General features: G+C 65.2%; 21 protein-coding genes. 8 read left to right on the top strand and 13 right to left on the bottom strand.

Annotation, left to right across the window (positions count from 1 at the left end; all coding sequences use genetic code 11):
- Positions 1 to 74: 74 nt before the first annotated feature.
- Entirely contained in the window at positions 75 to 521 is a 447-nt protein-coding gene (locus tag BB28_RS14000; protein WP_046253932.1) for a nitroreductase family deazaflavin-dependent oxidoreductase, read from the bottom strand.
- Between the two features lie 57 nt (positions 522 to 578).
- On the opposite strand from BB28_RS14000, the gene BB28_RS14005 reads away from it, so the two are divergent.
- From BB28_RS14005 to BB28_RS14015, 3 genes are read left to right on the top strand one after another with little or no spacing between them, the layout of a single operon-like run.
- Positions 579 to 1,568: a permease gene (locus BB28_RS14005; RefSeq protein WP_064393510.1), complete on the top strand. Its 990-nt coding sequence runs from the start codon at positions 579 to 581 to the stop codon at positions 1,566 to 1,568.
- Positions 1,565 to 2,287 (top strand): TIGR03943 family putative permease subunit, encoded by a 723-nt coding sequence (locus BB28_RS14010; protein WP_046253934.1) that lies wholly within the window; start codon positions 1,565 to 1,567, stop codon positions 2,285 to 2,287. Before BB28_RS14005 ends, BB28_RS14010 begins: the two co-directional genes overlap by 4 nt.
- Positions 2,288 to 2,298: 11 nt before the next feature.
- The gene (locus tag BB28_RS14015; protein WP_046253935.1) at positions 2,299 to 2,976 is read left to right on the top strand and encodes a haloacid dehalogenase type II; all 678 of its coding nucleotides are present in this window, start codon (positions 2,299 to 2,301) and stop codon (positions 2,974 to 2,976) included.
- On the opposite strand, the gene BB28_RS14020 is transcribed toward BB28_RS14015, so the two are convergent.
- From BB28_RS14020 to BB28_RS14030, 3 genes are all read right to left on the bottom strand, one after another.
- Positions 2,973 to 3,881, bottom strand: a complete 909-nt coding sequence (locus tag BB28_RS14020; protein ID WP_046253936.1) for a DUF389 domain-containing protein — start codon at positions 3,879 to 3,881, stop codon at positions 2,973 to 2,975. The two genes, BB28_RS14015 and BB28_RS14020, sit on opposite strands and share 4 nt — an antisense overlap.
- Before the next feature lie 6 nt (positions 3,882 to 3,887).
- Entirely contained in the window at positions 3,888 to 5,681 is a 1,794-nt protein-coding gene (aspS, locus tag BB28_RS14025; RefSeq protein ID WP_046253937.1) for an aspartate--tRNA ligase, read from the bottom strand.
- Between the two features lie 102 nt (positions 5,682 to 5,783).
- A complete protein-coding gene (locus BB28_RS14030; protein ID WP_225421938.1) occupies positions 5,784 to 7,334 on the bottom strand; it encodes a carboxylesterase/lipase family protein in 1,551 nt (516 codons plus the stop codon).
- 111 nt (positions 7,335 to 7,445) lie between these two features.
- On the opposite strand from BB28_RS14030, the gene ypfJ reads away from it, so the two are divergent.
- Positions 7,446 to 8,333 (top strand): KPN_02809 family neutral zinc metallopeptidase, encoded by an 888-nt coding sequence (gene ypfJ, locus BB28_RS14035; protein WP_046253938.1) that lies wholly within the window; start codon positions 7,446 to 7,448, stop codon positions 8,331 to 8,333.
- 24 nt (positions 8,334 to 8,357) lie between these two features.
- On the opposite strand, the gene BB28_RS14040 is transcribed toward ypfJ, so the two are convergent.
- Complete coding sequence (locus BB28_RS14040) at positions 8,358 to 9,365, bottom strand: Rv2578c family radical SAM protein (protein ID WP_046253939.1); 1,008 nt, start codon at positions 9,363 to 9,365, stop codon at positions 8,358 to 8,360.
- A gap of 76 nt (positions 9,366 to 9,441) precedes the next feature.
- Here BB28_RS14040 and BB28_RS14045 point away from each other — a divergent pair, with 76 nt between their 5' ends.
- Together BB28_RS14045 and BB28_RS14050 are read left to right on the top strand one after the other, a co-directional pair.
- Positions 9,442 to 9,873: a VOC family protein gene (locus BB28_RS14045; RefSeq protein ID WP_046255830.1), complete on the top strand. Its 432-nt coding sequence runs from the start codon at positions 9,442 to 9,444 to the stop codon at positions 9,871 to 9,873.
- Positions 9,874 to 9,916: 43 nt separating this feature from the next.
- Entirely contained in the window at positions 9,917 to 10,267 is a 351-nt protein-coding gene (locus BB28_RS14050) for a gamma-glutamylcyclotransferase family protein (RefSeq protein WP_046253940.1), read from the top strand.
- A gap of 4 nt (positions 10,268 to 10,271) precedes the next feature.
- Here the strand turns inward: BB28_RS14050 and BB28_RS14055 are convergent, their stop codons facing one another.
- From BB28_RS14055 to BB28_RS14065, 3 genes are read right to left on the bottom strand one after another with little or no spacing between them, the layout of a single operon-like run.
- Positions 10,272 to 10,694: a hypothetical protein gene (locus tag BB28_RS14055; RefSeq protein WP_046255831.1), complete on the bottom strand. Its 423-nt coding sequence runs from the start codon at positions 10,692 to 10,694 to the stop codon at positions 10,272 to 10,274.
- Between the two features lie 5 nt (positions 10,695 to 10,699).
- Positions 10,700 to 11,974, bottom strand: a complete 1,275-nt coding sequence (hisS, locus tag BB28_RS14060; RefSeq protein ID WP_046253941.1) for a histidine--tRNA ligase — start codon at positions 11,972 to 11,974, stop codon at positions 10,700 to 10,702.
- Positions 11,971 to 12,642, bottom strand: a complete 672-nt coding sequence (locus BB28_RS14065) for an MBL fold metallo-hydrolase (RefSeq protein WP_046253942.1) — start codon at positions 12,640 to 12,642, stop codon at positions 11,971 to 11,973. Before BB28_RS14065 ends, hisS begins: the two co-directional genes overlap by 4 nt.
- Before the next feature lie 101 nt (positions 12,643 to 12,743).
- On the opposite strand from BB28_RS14065, the gene BB28_RS14070 reads away from it, so the two are divergent.
- Entirely contained in the window at positions 12,744 to 13,664 is a 921-nt protein-coding gene (locus BB28_RS14070) for a peptidylprolyl isomerase (protein ID WP_046253943.1), read from the top strand.
- Between the two features lies 1 nt (position 13,665).
- Positions 13,666 to 14,535 (top strand): MAB family class A beta-lactamase, encoded by an 870-nt coding sequence (gene blaMAB, locus BB28_RS14075; protein ID WP_046253944.1) that lies wholly within the window; start codon positions 13,666 to 13,668, stop codon positions 14,533 to 14,535.
- A 27-nt stretch (positions 14,536 to 14,562) separates the two neighbouring features.
- Here the strand turns inward: blaMAB and BB28_RS14080 are convergent, their stop codons facing one another.
- From BB28_RS14080 to secD, 5 genes are read right to left on the bottom strand one after another with little or no spacing between them, the layout of a single operon-like run.
- Entirely contained in the window at positions 14,563 to 16,929 is a 2,367-nt protein-coding gene (locus BB28_RS14080; protein ID WP_030093606.1) for a RelA/SpoT family protein, read from the bottom strand.
- Positions 16,930 to 16,958: 29 nt separating this feature from the next.
- Positions 16,959 to 17,492, bottom strand: coding sequence for an adenine phosphoribosyltransferase (locus tag BB28_RS14085; RefSeq protein ID WP_046253945.1), 534 nt, complete (start codon positions 17,490 to 17,492; stop codon positions 16,959 to 16,961).
- Positions 17,489 to 19,165, bottom strand: a complete 1,677-nt coding sequence (locus BB28_RS14090) for an ABC transporter substrate-binding protein (protein WP_046253946.1) — start codon at positions 19,163 to 19,165, stop codon at positions 17,489 to 17,491. The genes BB28_RS14085 and BB28_RS14090 overlap by 4 nt, the downstream gene beginning before the upstream one ends.
- Entirely contained in the window at positions 19,165 to 20,430 is a 1,266-nt protein-coding gene (secF, locus tag BB28_RS14095; RefSeq protein ID WP_046253947.1) for a protein translocase subunit SecF, read from the bottom strand. The genes BB28_RS14090 and secF overlap by 1 nt, the downstream gene beginning before the upstream one ends.
- Complete coding sequence (secD, locus tag BB28_RS14100) at positions 20,427 to 22,193, bottom strand: protein translocase subunit SecD (protein ID WP_046253948.1); 1,767 nt, start codon at positions 22,191 to 22,193, stop codon at positions 20,427 to 20,429. Before secD ends, secF begins: the two co-directional genes overlap by 4 nt.
- Positions 22,194 to 22,224: the final 31 nt, after the last annotated feature.

Genomic DNA, 22,224 nt, shown 5'->3' on the forward strand with positions numbered 1-22,224 from the left:
GGCGCACTGCCAACCCGCAGGCCCGCAGAGGCCGCGCAGACGCTCTACCGGTAGCTCATCGGCGACCCTTCCGGTTAGTGACGTCGCAGTTCAAAGATCGGAATTGCCCGGTCGGTCTTCTCCTGATAGTCCGCGAACACGGGAACCTGCTCAACAACCTTCGGATACAGCGCATCGCGCTCGCTGAGTGAAAGCTCATGGGCCACCACGTCGTAACCGTCAGTTCCGATGTCGATATGCGCATGTGGATGTGCGCGCAGGTTATGCACCCATGCGGGATCCTTGTCCGCACCGCCGAAGGAACCGACGACGTAGATCTTGCCGTCGATGTCGAAGTAGGCCAGCGGATTCAGACGCGTATTTCCGCTCTTGGCGCCGGTGTTGGTCAGCAGCAGGATCGGAACGCCGGCGAATTGACCGCCGACCTGTCCGCCGTTGGCACGGAATTCCTGGGTTACGCCGTCATTGAATTCATTGATCACCGCGGTGGGCTGCTCGTTGAAGGGTGTGTCATCAGTCACCCCACCAGAGTGCCACCGCTGCGCCGGGTTCTCAGGTTGCACTGTCAGGATGACTGGATGACGGTGGCCGCCTCCCGGGAACGACGTTGGTTCGGCTCGACCGAGGTCTTGGTGGTGGCTCTGATCCTGATGGCCCTGGCTGCCAGCCGGTTACGCGGGATCGTCGACGCCAACGAGAAGCTGGCGACCGCTGGAACGGTGTTCTGTGGGGTGTTCGTCCAGGCCGTCCCCTTCCTTGCACTCGGGGTGATCGTGAGCGGGCTCGTCGCGACGTTCGTCACCCCGGAACGTCTGGCGCGGTGGCTGCCAAACCGGTCCGTTGCCGCGGTGGCGGTGGCAGGAGTTGGCGGCGCTGCGCTGCCCGGCTGCGAATGCGGATCGGTGCCGGTGGCACGCCGGCTGTACGGGCCGGGATCGGTCGGAGCCGCCGCACTGACCTTTATGTTGTCGGCGCCGGCGATCAACCCCGTGGTGCTGGTCGCTACCGCGGTCGCGTTCCCCGGCCAGCCGAAGATGGTGCTGGCGCGCGCGATGGCCTCACTGCTCACCGCGGTGATCATGGGCATGGTGTGGTCGCGGTGGGGGCGCGACAGCTGGGTCACCCGCAAGCTGCCCGCAGCCCACGCCGGATCCGGCTCCCGCTGGACGACATTCACCGAGGCGGCGCGACACGACTTTCTGCAGGCGGCCTCGTACCTGGCGATCGGGGCGGTGGCCGCGGCGGCCTTGCACGTGCTGGTACCGCCCTGGGTGTTCGAGCATCTGGCGGGAAACCTTGTCGTCGGCGTGGTGACCATGGCGCTGCTGGCCGTGGTGCTGGCGTTGTGCTCGGAAGCCGACGCCTTCGTCGCCGCCAGCATCACGATGATGCCGCTGATCCCGCGCTTGGTGTTCCTCGTGGTAGGACCGGCCGTCGACGTGAAGCTGATCGCGATGCAGTCGGGGGTGTTCGGGCGAGCGTTCGCGGCCCGGTTCGCACCGGTGACATTCGTGGTGGCTACCGTCGTCGCGACATCCGTCGGACTGGCTGTGCTGGGAACCTCATGAGGCGCGATACGGAGAACACCCTGCTGATCCTGTTGGGGGTCAGTGTGGCCATGATCGCGGTGACCGGAACCTTTACGCGCTACGTCAAACCCGGGCTGCTGCCGTGGCTCGCCTCTTCGGCGGTCATCGTGATCGGACTAGGTCTAGCTGCGATCATCCGCGATGTGCGCCGCGGCCACACCGACCATGATCACAACCATGACGGTCACGGGGAGCACAGCCACAAGCACGGCGCCACATGGTTTCTGGTGTTACCAATCGTCCTGCTGATCTTCATCGTGCCCCCGGCCCTGAGCGCTCGATCGATCGCGCCGGCCAACATCTCCGCCTCGGTCAACACGCCCCGGCGGGCATTTCCCCCACTGCCACCCGGCGATGCACCGTCGGTGCCGCTGCCAGAGATTCTGATGCGCATCGCGGCAGGTTCCTCGGACACATTGAGCGGGCGCACAATCACTGTCACCGGCTTCACCTTCAAAGACGGTGAACGCACCGACCTGGCCAAGATAGTCATCGTCTGTTGTGCCGCCGACGCCCAGTTGGCCCGGCTGCACATGACCGGCCCCGCTGCCGCATCGGCATCGACGCTTCCCGAAAACACCTGGATCTCGGTGACCGGGACCGTACCCGGCGGACAGAGCTATCGCGGCCCGTCGTCGATTCCCGCCATCGAGGTCGCCGGCATCACCCGCACCGACCCACCCAAGAGCACCTACTGAACGGAGTCACATTGCGGTACAAGGCATACCTGTTCGATGTGCAGGGCACGCTGCTGGACTTCTTTGAGCCGGTGTCGCGCGCGGTTGCCGAGTACGACCCCGACATCGATGCCGCCGCGTTCACCCGTGCCTGGCGCGCAGACTATTTCGACCGCGTCGCCAACCTGGCACAGTCGGTAGATGGCTGGACGCGGGTACAGGATCTGTATGCGCACGGCTTCGCCGACGTCTGTGAGAGATTCGGGCTGCGGCGCCCTGACTCCGCGACTGCTGAGGCAGTCGCATCGGGCTGGCAGCGCCTCGTTCCCTGGCCGGACGTACCCACCGGGCTGGCAGGTCTGCGTTCGCAGACCGTCGTCGCCACGCTGTCCAACACCGACATGGCTACCATGGTGAATCTGTTTAAACGCCTGGATATTTCGTGGGACGCGGTGCTCACCGCAGAAGTGTTTGGCAGCTTCAAACCGGACCCGGCGGTATACCGCCGCGCGCTCCGTTACCTCGGCATACAGCCCCACGAGGCGGCGATGGTGGCCGCACACCCGTACGATCTGCGTGCCGCACGAGCGATCGGTATGGGTACCGTCTTCGTCTCACGGCCCCACGAGTACGGAGATCCCGCGCTTGCTCACGGCGACCCCGATCAGGAATTCGATCAGCGGGTCTCCGATATCGGCGCTATCGCCTAGCGCAACCCGCGGGGCCGCACCAGCAGCACCAGCACCCCGGCCAGGACGATGCCGAAGAGGTTGACCGCCAGTTGCAGGGCGGACAGCCCCGCGATCTCCCATTCCCCCACGGTCGCTGCCACCACCGCGAAACCCGCGGCGGGCACGGTGGTCACCGAGATGAAGACACCCACCAGCGCGGCCGATTTCGCCGACATCAACGAGAGCATGCCGGCCGCGCCCGCCAACAACGCGACCACCAGTGAGAACGGCCCCACCTGGAATATGAAGTCGACCTGCTGCAGTTCACGCACGCTCTTCAAGGTCACCCACCCAGCGCCCTCGGCGGCCAGCGCCCCGACGGCAGTCACCGCCATCGCCACGGGGAATCCCACCACCAATGCAAGCAGCGACCGGCGGGCAAGCGACCAATTCCGCCGCACAATCGAAACCGCCAGCGCGGCAAGTGGACCGAACTCCGGGCCGACCACCATAGCACCGACGATGGTGACCGGCGAATCGGTGACCACGCCGACCGCAGCGATCAGGCAGGCGAGACACAAGAAGGCCAGAAAGGTCAGGTTGAGGGTGGATTCTTCGCGCGTGCGCCCAATCAGCTCATCCCAGATGACTGCGTCGGCGGGGTCACCTTCGGCGTCGTCCTCTGCCTCATAGGCGGTCTGCGAGATCACCGTGTCGAGCACTTCGGCGGTGATCGATCCCCGTTTGTCGATATCGATCGACTTAAGTCCGTCCAGCACATCGTTGGCGGTCTCGCGAGCCACATCGGCCGTGATCACATCGCCGGCCGGGGCGATGGCCGCCTTGGGCACCCGCACGATATGAGCGACTCCCGTGGTGGTGGAGAGGAACTCCACCACCTGGTCTGAGAGATCGGCGGGTGCGATGACCCGAACGTGCAGCACGACGGGCTACGCGTCCGCAGGCTTTCCGGGCTTCTCCGCCTTCTCCGGTTTTGCGTCGATTCCCGATTCTTTGCGCTGTGCGGCCGTGATCGGTGCCGGAGCATCGGTGAGTGGATCGACACCACCACCGGACTTCGGGAAGGCGATGACTTCGCGAATCGAGGGTGTACCCGCCAACAACGCGGTCACCCGATCCCAGCCGAAGGCGATGCCGCCGTGTGGCGGTGCACCGAAGGCGAAGGCGTCCAGCAGGAAGCCGAACTTCTCTTGGGCATCCTCATTGCTGATGCCCATCACCTGGAAGACGCGTTCCTGGATATCGCGGCGATGGATACGAATCGATCCGCCACCGATCTCGTGTCCGTTGCACACGATGTCGTAGGCGTAGGCCAGGGCCGATCCCGGGTCGGTATCGAAGGTGTTCTCCGACTCCGGCTTCGGAGAGGTGAAGGCGTGGTGTACCGCGGTCCAGGCGCCCGAGCCAACGGCCACGTCACCGGCCGCTGTCGCGTCGTCTGCGGGCTCGAACAGGGGGGCGTCGACCACCCAGGTGAAAGCCCACGCATCCGGATCGATCAATCCGAGACGCTGCGCGACCTCGCCGCGCACCGAGCCCAACAAGGCACGCGACGACTTGACGCCGCCGGCAGAGAAGAAGATGCAGTCACCCGGTTTTGCGCCGACGTGGGCCGCCAGCCCGTCCCGTTCGGCGTCGGTCAGGTTCTTGGCGACGGGGCCACCGAGGGCGCCGTCCTCCCCCACCAGAACGTAGGCCAGACCCTTGTGTCCGCGCTGCTTGGCGAACTCCTGCCAGCCGTCCAGGGTGCGGCGCGGCTGATCCGCGCCCCCGGGCATCACCACCGCACCCACATAGGGCGCCTGGAACACCCGGAAGCTGGTGTCGGAGAAGTACTCCGTGCATTCCACCAGCTCCAGTCCGAATCGCAGATCCGGCTTGTCGCTGCCGTAACGACGCATCGCTTCCGCGTAGGTGATGCGGGCGATCGGGGTCGGCACGTGATAGCCGATCAGGTCCCACAGCGCGACCAGGATCTCCTCGGCGAGCGTGATGACATCGTCCTGGTCCACGAAGCTCATCTCAATATCGAGCTGGGTGAACTCGGGCTGGCGGTCTGCCCGGAAGTCCTCATCCCGGTAGCAGCGCGCAATCTGGTAGTACCGCTCCAGGCCCGCGACCATGAGCAGCTGCTTGAACAGCTGCGGGCTCTGCGGAAGCGCGTAGAAACTGCCCGGCTGCAGACGGGCCGGCACCAGGAAGTCGCGCGCGCCTTCTGGGGTTGAGCGCGTCAGCGTGGGAGTTTCCACCTCGACGAAATCGTGGCGTGCCAGCACATTACGTGCCGAAGCGTTTGCCTTGGAGCGCAACCTGATTGCGTTACCCGGCCCCTCACGGCGCAGGTCCAGATAGCGATACTTCAGGCGCGCCTCCTCACCTGCGGTCTCGTCCAGCTGGAACGGCAGCGGCGCACTTTCGTTGAGCACGATCAGCTCGGCGGCGTTGACCTCGATCTGGCCGGTCGGAATCTCGGCGTTGGCGTTGCCCTCGGGCCGGACCTCGACCACGCCGGTGACCTCGACACAGAATTCCGCGCGCAAACGATGCGCCTGTTCGAGCACCGCGTCGTCACGGAACACCACCTGAGACACGCCGGAGGCATCACGCAGATCGATGAAGATGACGCCGCCGTGGTCGCGCCGTCGAGCCACCCAGCCGGCAAGCGTCACACGCTGTCCGGCGTCCGACTCCCGCAACGTCCCCGCGTCGTGAGTGCGCAGCACAAAAGATCCCTTCGACAGTGCTTGTTGTACAAAAAGGCCAGTGTTAGACGTTTGAGCCTAGCGGCCCGCGTTCGTTGCCTTGTCGGGGCGCCGTGTCGAGACTCAGTGCACCTGAGCCCAGGCGATACGGCGCACCGAGTCAGGATCTTCGATCGTGACGTCGGAACGTGACCGGATGATTCGGGTGCGCCTGCCGTCCGCACCGTAGAGCGGCCAGTCGTCGGGGCTGCCCCCGGTGGCGAAATCCAGCCAGGCTCGCTGCATGCGGCGCCCGACTGAGGGCATCATCCGTGCGCCCAGTGGGCTCAGCAGCATCCCGACGAAGGAGCCGTAGCTGTGGTGCACATGCACGATTTCGCTGCCGTGGGTGGCCCCCAGGCCCAGGAGACGTAAACCCCATGCCGTGTGATCGAACCTGTACATATAGGTGTCGACAAAGGCGCTATAGGCATCTGCGAAGGCCCACATGGGCGCGGCGAACATGGCATCGGAACCCACCGCCACCAGCGCCGCACGGCTCGGATACTGCGGGTACGCGGCAATGATCGCGTCTTGATACTCCGGGCCTATCCGGTTGAAATAACCGTTGACGGTCGGCTCCGTGGTGGGCAGCATCGGCGGTTTTACGCGCGCGAACATCGACGCCTCGTGACTGTTGGACCCGATGATGAGGGGTACCTGGTGCACCTCGCCGCGTCGCGCCGCCTCAACCGGGTGATGCGGCAGCAGATCGGTACCGTGCGTCAGCCCGTAGCCGAGGACCGGAGTCTCGGTCGCGCTCTCGATCTGCAACTTGGCCGCACCCCGACGCAGCTCCCGTTGCGGCAGGACCTTGAGCCGGCTGGGATCTGTCACGTCGAGCAGTTCCAGATATCGATGTGCACGCCGATCCCGCAGGGCCTTGTCGGCAATCAGCGGCAACGCCGGGCTCTGCGCGATGGCACGCCCGAACAGACCCCCTGCCGCCGGACTCGCCAGCAGTGCCAGCACCGATGTCGCCCCGGCCGACTCGCCGAAGATCGTGACGCGGTCGGGGTCGCCGCCGAACGCCGCGATGTTGTCACGCACCCACGTCAGCGCCGCGATTTGATCACGCAGCGCCAGGTTGTCGTCGAAACCTTCACCCAGGGCACTGAGTTCCAGCCCGCCCAGGGCTCCGATCCGGTAGGTGACGTTGACGACGACGACGTTGCCGTTGGCGGCGAGCCGCGCCCCGCTGTACAGCTCCAGCTGCCCGGCGCCGAACACAAAGGCTCCCCCCGGAATCCACACCATGACGGGCAGGTTTGCGTGGATGTCCGGCGACCAGACCGTGACGGTCAGGCAGTCTTCGCCGCGAATCTTGGGATCGTCCCGGCCGGCGCCCACGAACGATTTTCCTTGCGGAGGCAATGGCGCGTGCTCGATGGCATCACGTACGCCGTCCCAGGGTTCCAATGGGACAGGTGCCAGGAATCGGAGCTGCTCGACCGGCTGACGCGCGTACGGCACCCCGCGCCAGACCGAAACACCGCCTTCGGTGGTTCCGCGCAGGTCCCCCAACGGCGTGCGCACGACGGTCGGCAGGGCGACGTCAACGGCCACGCATCGAATCGTAATGCGGAAGAGCGTGACAGAGCCGATGGCCCCGCCGGAAAGTCCCGGACCCGACATGAACTCTTCGCCATGTAGCGGTACGTGCGTCTGTGGAGTATGCAAAGGTATCGGCAGCCGGCAGCAGCCGATTGCTGAGTGGCAGAGCTACGACACGGGAGTGACAGACCAATGACCTTCAACGAAGGCATGCAGATCGACACCAGCACCACCTCGGGTGGCGGCATGGGGCGCGGCCCCAAGATGGCCATCGGCGGTGGCGTCGGCGGGTTGCTCATCGCGGTGGTGGTGTTGCTGCTCGGCGGCGACCCGAGCCAGGTTCTGCAACAACAAGGCCAGCAGCAGGCAGGCCCCGCGCAGGAGCAGACGCAGGACTTCAGCCACTGCAAGACCGGCGCCGACGCGAACAAGTCGTTGGACTGCCGCATCATCGCCACCGGGAACTCGGTGGATGCCGTGTGGACGCAGATCCTCGGCCCCAAGTACCCACGGCCGGGCGTGAAGCTGTTCAGCGGTCAGGTGAACACCGGGTGCGGCGCCGCCTCCACGGAGGTTGGCCCCTTCTACTGCCCCGCCGACCAAACCGCGTACTTCGATACCAGCTTCTTCCAGGTGCTGGTGGACCAGTTCGGATCCAGCGGTGGCCCGTTGGCCCAGGAGTACGTGGTGGCGCACGAGTTCGGGCATCACGTACAGAACCTGTTCGGCGTACTGGGTAAGAACCACCGTTGCGCCGAGGGGCAAGCAGGTGGCGGCGTGTGCACCGAGTTGCAGGCCGACTGCTACGCCGGCGTCTGGGCAAAGCATGCCTCGACCACGGTCCAGGAAGGCAGCGGCGTTCCGTTCCTGAAACCCTTGACGGAGCAAGACATTCGGGATGCATTGTCGGCGGCGTCCTCCGTGGGCGATGACCGGATCCAGAAGCGGGCCACGGGGCGGGTCAACCCCGAGGCGTGGTCGCATGGCTCATCCGAGCAGCGTCAGCGGTGGTTTACCCAGGGGTACAACACCGGCGACTTTCGCACCTGCGACACCTTCAACGCCGACAACCTGAACTAGTCCCGCCGCCCTGCGGCGGGGCGGTCAGAACAGTGTGGGCTCTAGCGCGGGCATCAATTTCGTTGGCCTCGTTGGGATTTCCTCGCGATGCGATGCCAGCCCGTATTTACGCACCAATGGCCCGACACGCTCACGCAGCCACGCCCGGTACTCGGCGGGTACGTACGCACCCTTGCGATACAGCTCCCGGTATCGACCGACGAGCTCGGGGTGCGCTTGCGATACCCACGACATGAACCAGCCGCGTGTCGTCCCGCGCAAGTGCAGTGGAAACACCGTGACACCAGCGGCACCGGCATCGGCGATGCGGCCCAATAGGTCATCGAGATGCTCCGCCGTGTCAGTGAGGAACGGGAGCACCGGCGCCACCATCACGTGCGGTTCAAACCCGGCCTCACGCGCCGCGGCGATCAGCGACAGCCGCGCCTGCGGCGTCGGCACCCCAGGTTCAACCTCGTGGTGCAGCGTCTCGTCACCGATGGCCAGCGATATTCCCAGGCTCACTGGGACCTGCTGGGCCGCCTCGGCAAGCAGCGGCAGATCCCTGCGCAACAGGGTGCCCTTGGTGAGGATCGACACCGGCGTTCCCGAATCTGCCAGCGCTGCAATAACTCCCGGCATCAGCTGATAGCGCCCCTCGGCCCGTTGATAGGGATCGGTATTGGTACCGAGTGCGACCGTCTCACGATTCCAGGACTTTCGCCCCAGCTCCTTCCTGAGCACCGGCACCAGATTGGTCTTCACGATGATCTGACTGTCAAAGTCGGCACCGCTGTCCAACTCCAGATATTCGTGGGTCGGACGCGCGAAACAGTAGCGACAGGCATGCGCGCATCCGCGAAACGCGTTGACAGTAAACCGAAACGGCAGCATCGATACCGCAGGCACCTTGTTGAGCGCGGACTTACACAACACCTCATGAAAGGTGATGCCCTCGAACTCGGGCGTACGGACGCTGCGCACCAGACCGATACGCTCCAAGCCAGGGAGTGCACCGTCGTCGGCCGCCAGCGTCTGACCGTCCCACCGCATACTCCAATGCGAACATATGTTCGATACCGCTGTCAATCCCCTGGCCGTGTCAGAACACAAAACTAGGCTGGGTTTCATGAAGCAGCAGTTGCACTTTGTCACTATTGCCGCAACGGATCTGGACGCGACCCGACATTTCTATGGCGCGTTGGGCTGGACTCCGCTACTCGACGTGGAAGGCGAGATCGTCTTCTACCAGTCGGCGCCGGGACAGCTGCTGGGCTTTTTTCTGGCAGACAAGTTCAACGAAGATCTCGCCGCGCCCGGTGACCATTCGCGAGTCTCCGGTATCACTTTGGCCCACAACGTCGATTCTCCCGAGGACGTGACCGCACTCTCGGGCACTATGGCAGCGGCCGGCGGCACGGTACTCAAGCCACCCCAGCCCGGGCAATTCGGCGGCGTGTTCCACGCTCACATTCAGGACCCCAACGGACTGATCTGGGAAATCGCCCATAACCCCGGCTGGCGGATAGGCCCCGACGGCGTCGTGCACCTCAGCGGCTGAACACCCAGATGCGCTCTGCGTGATGCCCTGGTTGACTAACCGCGTGACGGATACCGCAACCGAACTCCTGTTCTCCTATGGCACCCTGCAGCAGGCCGAGGTCCAACGCACCACGTTCGGGCGGGAACTGGACGGACATGCCGATGCCATCGTGGGATTCGATCTGGACTACGTGACCATCACCGACGCGCATGTCATCGCGACCAGCGGCAGCGACCGCCACCCCATCCTGCGACCGTCGGCTGATTCCGCCGCGCAGGTCCCTGGCACGGTTTTCTCGATTACCGCAGAGCAGCTGGCTGCCGCAGATGAGTACGAAGTCGATGACTACCAACGCATTTCGGTGCCGCTACGCTCCGGAGCGACAGCCTGGGTCTACGTATTCGCCGGCTAGCGGGTTACCACTTGCGCAGCGAGCAGGTGACGGCGGTTTCGCCATCGGCCTGGGTGGCCAGGGCGCCATCCACGTACACCTCACAGTGGAAGACGGGTGCGCCGGTGACGGCCTTGGCCGCCGCGCTCGCGCTCACATATGCCCACTGAGTCGGATCGTTCAGCGTGGTCTCCACGACGAATGGAGCATCGGGTGCGATGCGGGTCGAGGCACGCACCAGATACTTGCTCGACTCCGAGTCATACGCCGACGCGCTCGGCGGCTCGTTCTGCAGCACAAGGGTCTGCGACAGGAAGTCACGATCGGAGCTGATCACATACTTCACCTGGTGCGGTGCCGCCTCCGCCATCGGGGCCAAGGCCATCGACGACAGCGTCAACGTTGCGGTACCGGCCGTGGCGAGCAGAGCTGTTGTGATACGTCCCATACGTGTCATATCCGCGATGCTAGCCGCGCCGTTACTTCGTCGACAATCGAACCGATCGGCACGGGCCGCTGAACTCCGTCCGCCAGCGTCTTGAGCTCGATGTTTCCCTCACCGATTTCCCGATCCCCAGCGACCAGCGCAATCGAGGCTCCGGAGCGGTCCGCGCCACGCATCGCTCCCTTGAGCCCGCGGTCGCCGTACGCGATATCGGTGCGGATACCCGCGACGCGCAATTGCGCCGCCACCTTGACGAGCGCCGATTTGGCGTCCTGCCCCAGGGGCACGCAGAACACCTCGCAGCGTCCGCTATCTCCCACCGTCACACCCTCGGCCTGCAGAGCCAGCAGGGTTCGGTCCACGCCGAGCCCAAATCCGATACCCGACAACGACTGTCCACCAAGCTGCGCCATCAGTCCGTCGTAGCGCCCACCGCCACCGATTCCGGATTGCGCACCAAGACCGTCATGCACGAACTCGAACGTGGTTTTGGTGTAGTAGTCAAGACCGCGCACCAGCCGGGGGTTCACCACGTATTGCACGCCCAACGCATCCAAATGGCCCAGAACCTGATCGAAATGCGCCTTGGACTCCTCGGAGAGGTGGTCGAGCATCAGTGGCGCATCGGCCGTCATCTCCCGCACCTCGGGGCGCTTGTCGTCGAGCACCCGAATGGGATTGATACGGGCCCGCTCTCGCGTCGCGTCGTCCAGATCCAAGCCGAAGAGGAATTCCTGCAACAACTCTCGATACTGCGGGCGGCAGGAGGCGTCGCCCAGCGAGCTGATCTCCAACCGGAAGCCGGTCAGGCCCAGGGAGCGATACCCGGCGTCGGCGATGGCGATCACCTCGGCGTCCAGGGCCGGATCGTCGACGCCGATGGCTTCCACACCGACCTGCTGCAGCTGACGGTAGCGGCCGGCCTGCGGTCGCTCGTACCGGAAAAAGGGGCCGGCGTAACGCAGTTTCATGGGAAGCTGGCCACGATCCAGGCCATGCTCGATCACCGCACGCATCACCGAGGCCGTGCCCTCCGGACGCAAGGTCACCGACCGATCGCCACGGTCGGCGAAGGTGTACATCTCCTTACTCACCACGTCGGTGGACTCGCCCACCCCACGCGCGAACAGCCCCGTGTCCTCGAACACGGGCAGCTCGATGTAGCCGTATCCGGCCAGCCGCGCCTGCTCCAGCAGCCCGTCACGGACCGCCAGGAACTGCGCGGAGTCCGGCGGCACATAATCCGGAATGCCCTTGGGGGCACTAAAAGTTTTCTCGCTCACTGGATTCCCTCGAGGAACGGGTTGGCGCGGCGCTCATCGCCGATGCTGGTGGCGTTACCGTGCCCCGGCAGCACAACGGTGGAGTCGTCACGGGTGAGCAGCTTGGCCGCAATCGAATCGAGCAGCTGCTGGTGATTCCCACCGGGCAGATCGGTGCGCCCGATCGACATCTGGAAGAGGGTGTCGCCGCTGAACACCACGTCGATGGGTCCGTTGTCACTGTCGACCTCGATGCCGAACACCACAGAACCACGGGTGTGCCCCGGCGTGTGGTCGACGGTGAGCGTGATCCCGGCGAGCTCGAGCTTGTCCCCGTCACCGATCTCGACAAGTTCCTTGGGCTCGGTGAACTCCATGCCCTGGATGAACTGAGCCAGCCCCGGACCGATGCCGGCGAGCGGGTCGGCGAGCATCACGCGGTCGTCGGGGTGGATGTAAACGGGAATCCCGTACTCATCGGCGAGCGGCTGCGCGGTCCAGGTGTGGTCCAGATGCCCATGGGTGAGCAACACCGCCTCAGGGGTGAGATCGCGCTCGGCGAGGATCTCCTTGACACCAGGGATCGCCTCCTGGCCGGGGTCGACGATGACGGCGGGGCCGCCCTCGTGGGGCGCCACGATATAGCAGTTCGTGGCGAACATGCCCGCGGGAAAACCGGTGATCAGCACCCGACCAGCTTAGGCGGCGGGTCCTGCCCCATCTCTCAGGTGTGGCTGGCACACTCTCTGGCGACCCAAATTCTTCAACGGAAGCCCTAAAGGAGAACCCGGTGCCGACCAACGAGCAGCGACGCCAGACTGCCAAGCGCAAGCTGGAGCGACAGCTGGAGAACCGTGCAGAGCGCGCCCGTAAGCAGCGGATCTGGGCAATCAGCGGTGCCGCGGTCGTCGCCGTCGTCGTCGCGGTGGCCATCACCGCGTGGCTGGCCATCAGCAAGAGCGATAAGACCGATACGGCTCTGGACACCTCCACCACCCCGGTCTCCACGGTCGATGTGCCACCCACGTCTTCGTTGCCGACGCCCGACGAGCCTCCCGTCACCGGCCCGGCACTTCCGAAGTTCGTACCGTCCGCTGAAGTGGGCGCCAACTGCCAGTACCGGCCGGCCGACGCGCCCGCCAAGACCATCGAGAAGCAGATGCCGCGGTCCGGCAAGATCCCGACCGACCCGCCGACGCTCACCGCCAGCGTGAAGACCAGCCAGGGCAACATCGGCCTGGTCCTGGACAACGCCAAGGCCCCGTGCACGGTGAACAGCTTCGCCAGCCTGGCGCAGGGTGGATACTTCGACAACACCATCTGCCACCGGATCACCAGCGGCGGCCTTTCGGTGCTGCAGTGCGGTGACCCCAAGGGCACCGGCTCAGGTGGTCCGGGATACGAATTCGACAACGAATACCCAACCACCGCGTACAAGGCCGACGACCCGGCCGCCCAGCAGGCCGTCGTCTATCCCGCCGGCACGTTGGCGATGGCCAATGCGGGACCAGGGACCAACGGCAGCCAGTTCTTCATGGTCTACAAGGATTCGAAGCTGCCGCCGCAGTACACCGTGTTCGGCACCATCGACAAGACCGGTATGGACACGCTCGCGAAGATCGCCAAGAACGGGATCAAACCCGGATCACGTGGCGCGAGCGATGGCGCACCGGCGCAAGAGGTGAAGATCATCGATCTGCAGCTCGACTGACATGATCTCGCGTCGCACAGCACTCGTCGGTGGATTGTCGGCAGTCGGTCTGGTGGCCGTTGGTTGTTCACGAAGCGAGGACAAGCCAACCTCGCCGACCGAACTCGCCTCCCTCGAAAAGGATTTCGGTGGGCGCGTCGGCGTGTACGCGTTGGACACCGGATCGGGCGCCACCCTGGGCCACCGGGCCAATGAACGCTTCCTGATGTGCTCGACGGTGAAGACCTTCATCGTGTCGGCCATCTTGCACCGCCGCCTGAGTGAACCGGGGCTGCTGGACAAGCGGATTCAGTACACGCAGTCCGACCTCTTGGAGTGGGCACCGGTCACGTCCCAGCATGTGGCCGAGGGCATGACCGTCTCCGAACTGTGCGATGCGACCCTCCGCTACAGCGACAACACCGGCGCCAACCTGTTGATCGCCCAGCTCGGCGGTCCCAAGCAGACGGAGAAGTTTGTTCGAAGCCTGGGCGACAACGTCTCTCGCATGGATCGCACCGAAGATCAGCTGAATATCCCGGACGGTGATCTGGACACCTCGACCCCTCAGCAGCTGGTGACCAATCTGCGCAGACTGGTGCTCGACGAGGGGCTGGACGCGCAGGGACGCGATCTGCTCACCGACTGGTTGAAGCGCAACACCACCGGCGACCAGTCCATTCGGGCTGGAGTCCCGACCGGCTGGACGGTCGGCGACAAGACCGGCAGCGGATTCAAGGGCGAGACCAACGACATCGCGGTGATCTGGCCGACCGGCCGTGCGCCGATTGTCGTCGCGGTGCTCACGGTCCCCGAGGATCCGAAGTCCACTCAGGGGAAGCCGACCATCGCCGCGGCCACCCGGATCGCGCTCAAGGCATTCGGCGCCTAGCCGCCTGACGCCGCCGGTGGACCGGGGTTAAGCTGCCGACGTCACCCGATAGACGTCATAGACGCCCTCGACGTTGCGCACCACATTGAGAACGTGTCCCAGATGCTTGGGATCGCCCATCTCAAAAGTGAATCGACTGATGGCCACGCGATCATTCGAGGTGGTCACCGAGGCTGACAGGATGTTCACCCGTTCATCGGCCAGGGCACGCGTCACATCGGAGAGCAACCGGTGCCGGTCCAGCGCCTCTACCTGGATGGCCACCAGGAAGACCGAGGACGCCGACGGCGCCCAATTCACTTCGATGATCCGTTCCGATTGCTGCTGCAGAGATTCGGCGTTGGTGCAGTCGGTGCGGTGCACGCTGACTCCCCCGCCGCGCGTGACGAATCCGAGGATCTGATCCCCGGGTACCGGGGTGCAGCATTTCGCGAGCTTGGTCAGCACACCCGGTGCGCCCGGCACGGCCACGCCCACATCATCGGAACGCCGCTGCCGAATGGGCATGGTCGACGGTGTGGACCGCTCGGCCAGCTCTTCCTCGGCGCTGTCCACACCACCGAGCTGAGCGACCAGGCGCTGCACGACATGCCGCGCCGACACGTGCCCCTCGCCCACCGCGGTGTAGAGCTGCGAGGTGTCCTGGTAACGCAGCTCGCGGGCCAGCGAGGCCATGCCCTCGCCATTAACCAAACGCTGCAACGGAAGTCCACCACGGCGCACCTCACGCGCGATGGCGTCCTTACCGGCCTCGAGCGCCTCTTCGCGGCGCTCCTTGGCGAACCACTGCCGGATCTTCGCCTTCGCGCGCGGCGACACCACAAAGGTCTGCCAGTCACGTGAGGGACCGGCGTTGGCGGCCTTGGAGGTGAAGACCTCCACCACTTCCCCGTTTTCGAGCTTGCGCTCCAGCGCCACCAGCCGTCCGTTGACCCGTGCGCCGATGCAGCGATGCCCCACTTCGGTGTGCACCGCGTACGCGAAGTCGACGGGGGTCGATCCGGCGGGCAAGGTGATGACATCACCCTTGGGGGTGAAGACGAATATCTCCTGCACCGCCAGGTCGTAGCGCAACGATTCCAGGAACTCGCCCGGGTCGGCGGCCTCACGCTGCCAGTCGAGTAGCTGACGCATCCACGCCATATCGTCGATCTCGGCGGCTGCGTGAGACTGCGGTACCGCGTTGCGGCCCTTGGCTTCCTTGTACCGCCAGTGCGCGGCAATGCCGTATTCGGCGGTGCGGTGCATATCGCGGGTACGGATCTGCACCTCCAGCGGCTTCCCTTCGGGGCCCACGACAGTGGTGTGCAGGGACTGGTAGACACCGAAACGCGGCTGGGCGATGTAATCCTTGAACCGGCCCGCCATCGGCTGCCACAGGGAGTGCACCACGCCGACCGCGGCGTAGCAGTCACGGATCTCGTCGCACAGAATCCGGACACCCACCAGGTCGTGGATATCGTCGAAGTCACGGCCCTTGACGATCATCTTCTGATAGATCGACCAGTAATGCTTGGGGCGCCCCTCAACGGTGGCGCTGATTCGCGAACCATTCAGCGTGGCAACGATTTCCGCGCGTACCTTGGCCAGATACGTGTCGCGCGACGGTGCCCGGTCGGCGACCAGCCGCACGATCTCCTCGTACTTCTTGGGGTGCAGAATCGCGAAGGACAGATCTTCGAGCTCCCACTTGACCGTTGCCATACCCAGGCGATGCGCCAGTGGCGCAATGACTTCGAGCGTCTCGCGGGCCTTGCGCGCCTGCTTCTCCGGCGGCAGGAACCGCATGGTGCGCATGTTGTGCAGCCGGTCGGCGACCTTGATCACCAGCACCCGGGGGTCGCGCGCCATCGCGATGATCATCTTGCGGATGGTTTCGCCCTCGGCCGCGTTGCCCAGCACCACTTTGTCGAGCTTGGTCACGCCGTCGACCAGGTGGGCGACTTCGGTGCCGAATTCGGTGGTCAGCTGCTCCAGGCTGTAGCCGGTGTCCTCGACGGTGTCGTGCAGGATCGCGGCGACCAATGTGGTGGTGTCCATACCCAGCTCCGCCAGGATGTTGGCCACAGCGATCGGGTGGGTGATGTAGGGATCGCCCGACTTGCGGAACTGTTCGGCGTGCCGGCTCTCTGCCACCTCATACGCGCGCTGCAGCACCGAACGGTCGGCCTTGGGGTAGAACTCGCGATGGACGGCAAGCAGTGGTTCCAGGACCGGGCTGACGGCGCCACGCTGGGCTGTCATCCGGCGGGCCAGCCGGGCCCGCACCCGGCGCGACGCACTCATGGTGCCGCTGACCCGCAGCGAATCCGAGGTCGGTGTGGCTGGATCGCTCACGACAGGCAGGGATTCGACCGCGACCTGATTCTCGCTGGGCGCTTGCTCGTCAGCCACGGTTCACCTCCTACCGCCTAGATTAACGCTCAGATCACACGGAGCGCAGTTAATGGCAGCGGCGCCACGACCGCACGGCCGCCCAGATCAGCGAGTTCCAGAACAACACCGGCGCTGACGACCTCTGCTCCCGCGGTGCTCAAGAGCTTCACCGTCGCCGCGAGCGTGCCCCCGGTGGCCAGCACATCGTCGATGATCGCCACGCGGTGGCCGGTCAGGTCCACCCCGTCAGCGGGAATCTCCAGCGCCGCGGTGCCGTACTCGAGTTCATAGGTTTGGGAATGCACCGGAGGTGGCAACTTTCCGGCCTTGCGCACCGCCAGGACGCCCACCCCGAGGCGGATCGCCACGGCCGCGCCGAGGAGGAAGCCCCGGGCGTCGATACCGGCGATGAGCGTGGCACCCGAGGCCGCCTGCGCCAACGCATCGGTGACCTGTGAGAGGCCATCGGCGTCGGCGAACAACGGCGTCAGATCCTTGAACTGGACCCCGGGTTCGGGGAAGTCGGCGACCTTCCGGGTCAGCCCGTCGATGAGCGCCGTCACGGCGTCGGCCGAGGTCACGCGGGCAGCACCCAACGATCCATGTTCCAGCCGGTACCCCATCGGGTGACGCTCGGGGTGGCGGCGTACATCGTCTTGGGGGCGATCAGCACGCGCGGTTGCCGGTACAGCGGCAGTGTCGGCAGGTCATTCCACAGAATCGCCGAAGCATCGGCGAGCAACCTGCTCTGATCCCTGGCGTTGGTGGTCACCGCCAAGGCAGCGATGATGCCGTCGATCTGGCCGTTGGCGTAGTTCGCCGGGTTCTTCCCCTCGCGGGAACGCAGGGCGTACGCATCCATGAGCCACGAACCCGTCGACCCACTTCCGGGGGCTCCGCCGATGGAGCTGAGCAGCGCATCAATCTGATTGTTCCGCAACGACTGTGGGGTGATCTCGGGCGAGCTGACGTCCTGCACGGTGATTCCGGCGGGTTCGCAGGCCTGCGCCATGGCGGACACGATGGCCGCGCGGCGCGGGTTGGGCGCCTGGTACCCCACCCGGACTGTCAGCGGACGATTGGCCGCGGCAGCACGGGCCGCGACGGGGTCCGAACGCATGAACCGTCCCGCTTCGGCGGCGGCCTCCACCGAGGCGAACGAGTCCCCGATGCTGGTATCCAGTCGCGCATTCATCACCGGCACCCCGGCGATTCCCGCGATGGCATCACGCGGCGTGCACAGCGCGACCGCGCGGCGCAGGTCGGGAGCTCCGACCGATCCCCCGGCGCCGAAGATGAGTTGTTCCACACCGGAACCGGGTTCCTCGGTACGCGCGAACCCGTCAGGTGCGGTGAGCGTCCCGGCTGATCCGGCCGCGACGTCGACAACCTCGAGATCACCGTCGGACAGCCGCTTTTGCACGTCGATCCCGCTGGGCCACACCGTGACCCGCTTGGTCACCGGCGGGCTCCCCCACCACTTGTCGTTGGCGACAAGCACAACCGAACCGTCGTCGTTGTATCCGTCGAGCTTGTAGGGCCCCGACGAGGGGAACTTCGAGAGGTCCAGATCGGAGCCGAGATTCCACTGGTTGTTCCAGAACTCGGCGATCTTCTGCAGTGTCGGAATGTCATTGGCGGAGATGGCGCCAATCAGGTCCACGCCCCCGCCGAGCTTGTCGGCGATCACATGCCACGGCAACATCGTGGTGGCGGCGAACAGCTGGGTCCAGTCGGTGAAGGCTCGATCCGGCGCGAAGGTCACCCGGGCGGTCTTCTGCCCGGGCTTGCAATCCACCGTGGAGATGTCGGCGTATCCCGCGGTGCTTGCCGCATCGAAGTCGGGCAGCCTGCCGGATTGCGCGAACCAGGACAGCACCATGTCTTCACAGGTCACCGGCTTGCCGTCGGAGTAGACGGCCTTTTCGTTGATGGTGTAGTCGAGCACCAACGGAATGCGGCCGACGACCTCGACGCTGCCGAAATCGTGGTCAGCGATCACCTGACCGTCCGGTCCGTGGAAGCCGAACCCGGTGAGCACTCGATTGAAGGCCTGCGCTCCCGCCGAGGCATTCCCCGCGACACTGTTGACGTTGTACGTCGTGAGGCGGCCATCGACGGCGTAGTCGAGCGTTTTAGCCGCCGAGGTCCAACACGAGGTCAGCAACCCCGCCGCGAGTAGCACCGTGGTCGCGATGGCGCCGATTCGAGCGATCCGTCTTGCCCCGGTCCGTGCTGGACTGCGTGAATCCATCAGTGCCGCCGTACGTTCCGCTTACCTTGAGGGCGGGCGCCGGGCCTGGGTTTCGCGGGTCGCACCGTGGTCGTCGAGGTGTCGGAGGTAGCCGATGCCGCTGCCTTGACCGTCTTGGTTCCCGAGCCGGTATCGGCAAGGGGCGCGGCGTCCGGCTTGCGGCGGCTCAGCACCTTCTTGGTGTGGCTCGCCACCAGCTCGGTGCGCTCACGCAATGCCACCAACAGTGGGGTCGCGAAGAAGATGGACGAATACGTGCCCACCAGGATGCCGACAAGCTGAACCAGCGCAAGGTCTTTCAGAGTGCCCACACCCAGCAGCCAGATGGCCACCACGATGAGCGAGAGCACCGGGATCACCGAGATGAGGCTGGTGTTGATGGAGCGCATGAAGGTCTGGTTCACGGCCAGGTTGGCGTGTTCGGCGAAGGTGCGCCGCGACGTGTGCTGGAATCCGTGCGTATTTTCCTCGACCTTGTCGAACACGATCACGGTGTCGTACAAGGAGAATCCGAGGATCGTGAGCAGACCGATCACTGTCGCCGGGGTGACCTCGAAGCCCACCAGCGAGTACACACCCGCGGTGACCAGCAGGTCGAACACCAGCGCGGCCAGTGCGGCAATGGCCATGTAGCGCTCGTAACGTACGGCGATGTAGATACCGGACAGCACCAGGAACACACCCAGCGCCCACAGCGCCTTGTTGGTGATCTGCCCTCCCCACGTCTCCGATACGGCCGAATCGCTGATGGCGTTGATGGACGGCTTGCCGTCAGATCCCTTGGGCGCGAACCGGTCGAAGAGCGCCTTGTGGAGCTTCGCCGATTCCTCGTTGTCGAGTGTCTCGGTGCGAATCTGAATGGAGGCCGAGTCACCGGTTCCGGTGACGACGATCGATTCGGCGTCGCGGCCCAGTGTTTGACTGAAGACGTCCTCGGTCTGCTGGACGGTGGCCTCGCCCTTCGGGAACGACACCTTGGTGCCGCCCTCGAAGTCGATACCGAAGACGAATCCCTTGATCGCGATCGACAAGATCGCGATCACCATGAACGCGCCACTGATCGCGAACCACAGGGTGCGCTTGCCCACGACGTCGACGGCACCGGTTCCGGTGTACAGGCGATAGAAGAACCCGTGTTCTGGTGCCGCAGTGATGGTTTCCACTGCGCTGGACTTAGCATCCGTTGCGGTGGCCTTCTCCGTGCCGTCCACGACGTCCTTTTCGGTCCCGTTGCCGTTGCTCACGGTGTCGTTGCTGGTGCTCATGCGTGTGCCGCCGCCTTACGTTCGCGGGCAATCTGCTGGACCGCGCCAAGCCCGTTGTACACGGGCTTGGACAGGGTCGCGGACTTGGAGGACAGGTAGACAAGCGGCCACGTCACCAGGAACACCACCACGACATCGAGGATGGTGGTGAGGCCCAGGGTGAACGCGAAGCCCTTCACCTGCCCGATGGCGAGCGCGTAGAGCACCACGGCGGCCAGCAGGGTCACCGCGTTACCCGACAGGATCGTCTTACGGGCACGAGCCCAACCGCGCGGCACCGCCGAACGGTAGGAACGCCCTTCTCGTATCTCATCTTTGATGCGCTCGAAGAACACCACGAAGGAGTCGGCGGTGGTACCGATGCCGATGATCAAACCGGCGATGCCGGCCAGGTCCAGGGTGTACGAGATGTACCGGCCCAGCAGGACCAGGATGGCGAACACCATGGCGCCGGAGGCGACGAGGGACAGCGCGGTCAGGACGCCGAGCACCCGGTAATAGATCAGTGAGTACAGCAGCACGATCGCCAATCCGATGGCGCCCGCGATCAGTCCGGCCCTGAGCGAGGTCAATCCGAGTGTGGCCGAAACGGTTTCGGCATCGGACGATTCAAACGACAGTGGCAGTGAGCCGTACTTGAGCGCCGCGGCGAGCTGCTTGGCCGAGTCGGACGTGAACTGCCCGCTGATTTCGGTCTTGCCGCCCGGGATGGGTTCGCGGATGGCCGGAGCACTGATCACCTTGGAGTCCAACGTGAATGCCGTTTGGGTGCCCTGCTGCCAATGCGCAGAGGTGTAGTCCGCCCAGATCTTCGCGCCGGTGGGCTTGAATTCCATGCTCACCACGTAGATGCCGCGCTGCTGGTCGAGTCCAGAACTGGCGTCCTTGATCTCTTCCCCGCTGATGATCGACTTGTCCAGCAGGTAGGCGGCCTTGCCGCCCTGGCTGTCGTCACCGCAGGTGACCAAGGGAAGGTTCGGATCGTCGTTGCCCGCGAGCGGGTCATCGGGGTCGAAGCAGCGCGAGGACTGGACCTGGAGGGCCAGCATCTGGATCCGCGGATCCTCGCTCTGTCTGATCTGCTTCTCGAAGTCGATCAGCTGCTTGCGTTCCTCACCGCTTCCCGGCTTGGGCGGCAGATCGGCGGGAGGAGCGGCCGGAGACGTTGTGGCATTCGGCGTCGCGGGCTGCGTCGCCGGTGCGGGCGGCGGAGGTGGCGGCATCGTGGTGGTTTGCGCCGGGTACGGACGCGGCTGCGGTTTCGGAGAAGGCGCCGCGGGTGCGGGCTTCCCACCACCGGGCTCCGGTGGTGTCGCCTCCTGGCCAGCGCCGCCCGGCTGACCGCCCTGTGGGGCCCCGGCCTGGGGATTCTCCCTGGGCTGCGCCGGCACCATCTGAATGACGGGCCGAATGTAGAGCTTGGCGGTCTGACCGAGGTTGCGGGCCTCGCTGCCGTCATTACCCGGCACCGTGATGACGAGGTTGTCGCCATCGATGATGACCTCGGACCCGGAGACGCCGAGTCCGTTGACGCGCGCGTTGATGATCTGCTGCGCCTGCGTCAGTGCTTCCTTGGTCGGCTTGGAACCGTCAGGGGTGCGCGCCGTCAGCGTGACGCGGGTTCCGCCCTGCAGGTCGATACCGAGCTTGGGTTTGGCGTGCTTGTCGCCGGTCAGGAACACCAGCAGGTAAGCGCCAATCAGCAATACCAGGAAGGCAGCTAGATAACGCGCGGGGTGCACAGGGGCCGATGGCGAGGCCACGTGTCCGGTCTCCTTGCTTGTCGAGGGCGGG

Origin of the sequence: Mycobacteroides chelonae CCUG 47445, assembly GCF_001632805.1 — a bacterium.
In the GTDB taxonomy this organism is placed as follows: domain Bacteria; phylum Actinomycetota; class Actinomycetes; order Mycobacteriales; family Mycobacteriaceae; genus Mycobacterium; species Mycobacterium chelonae.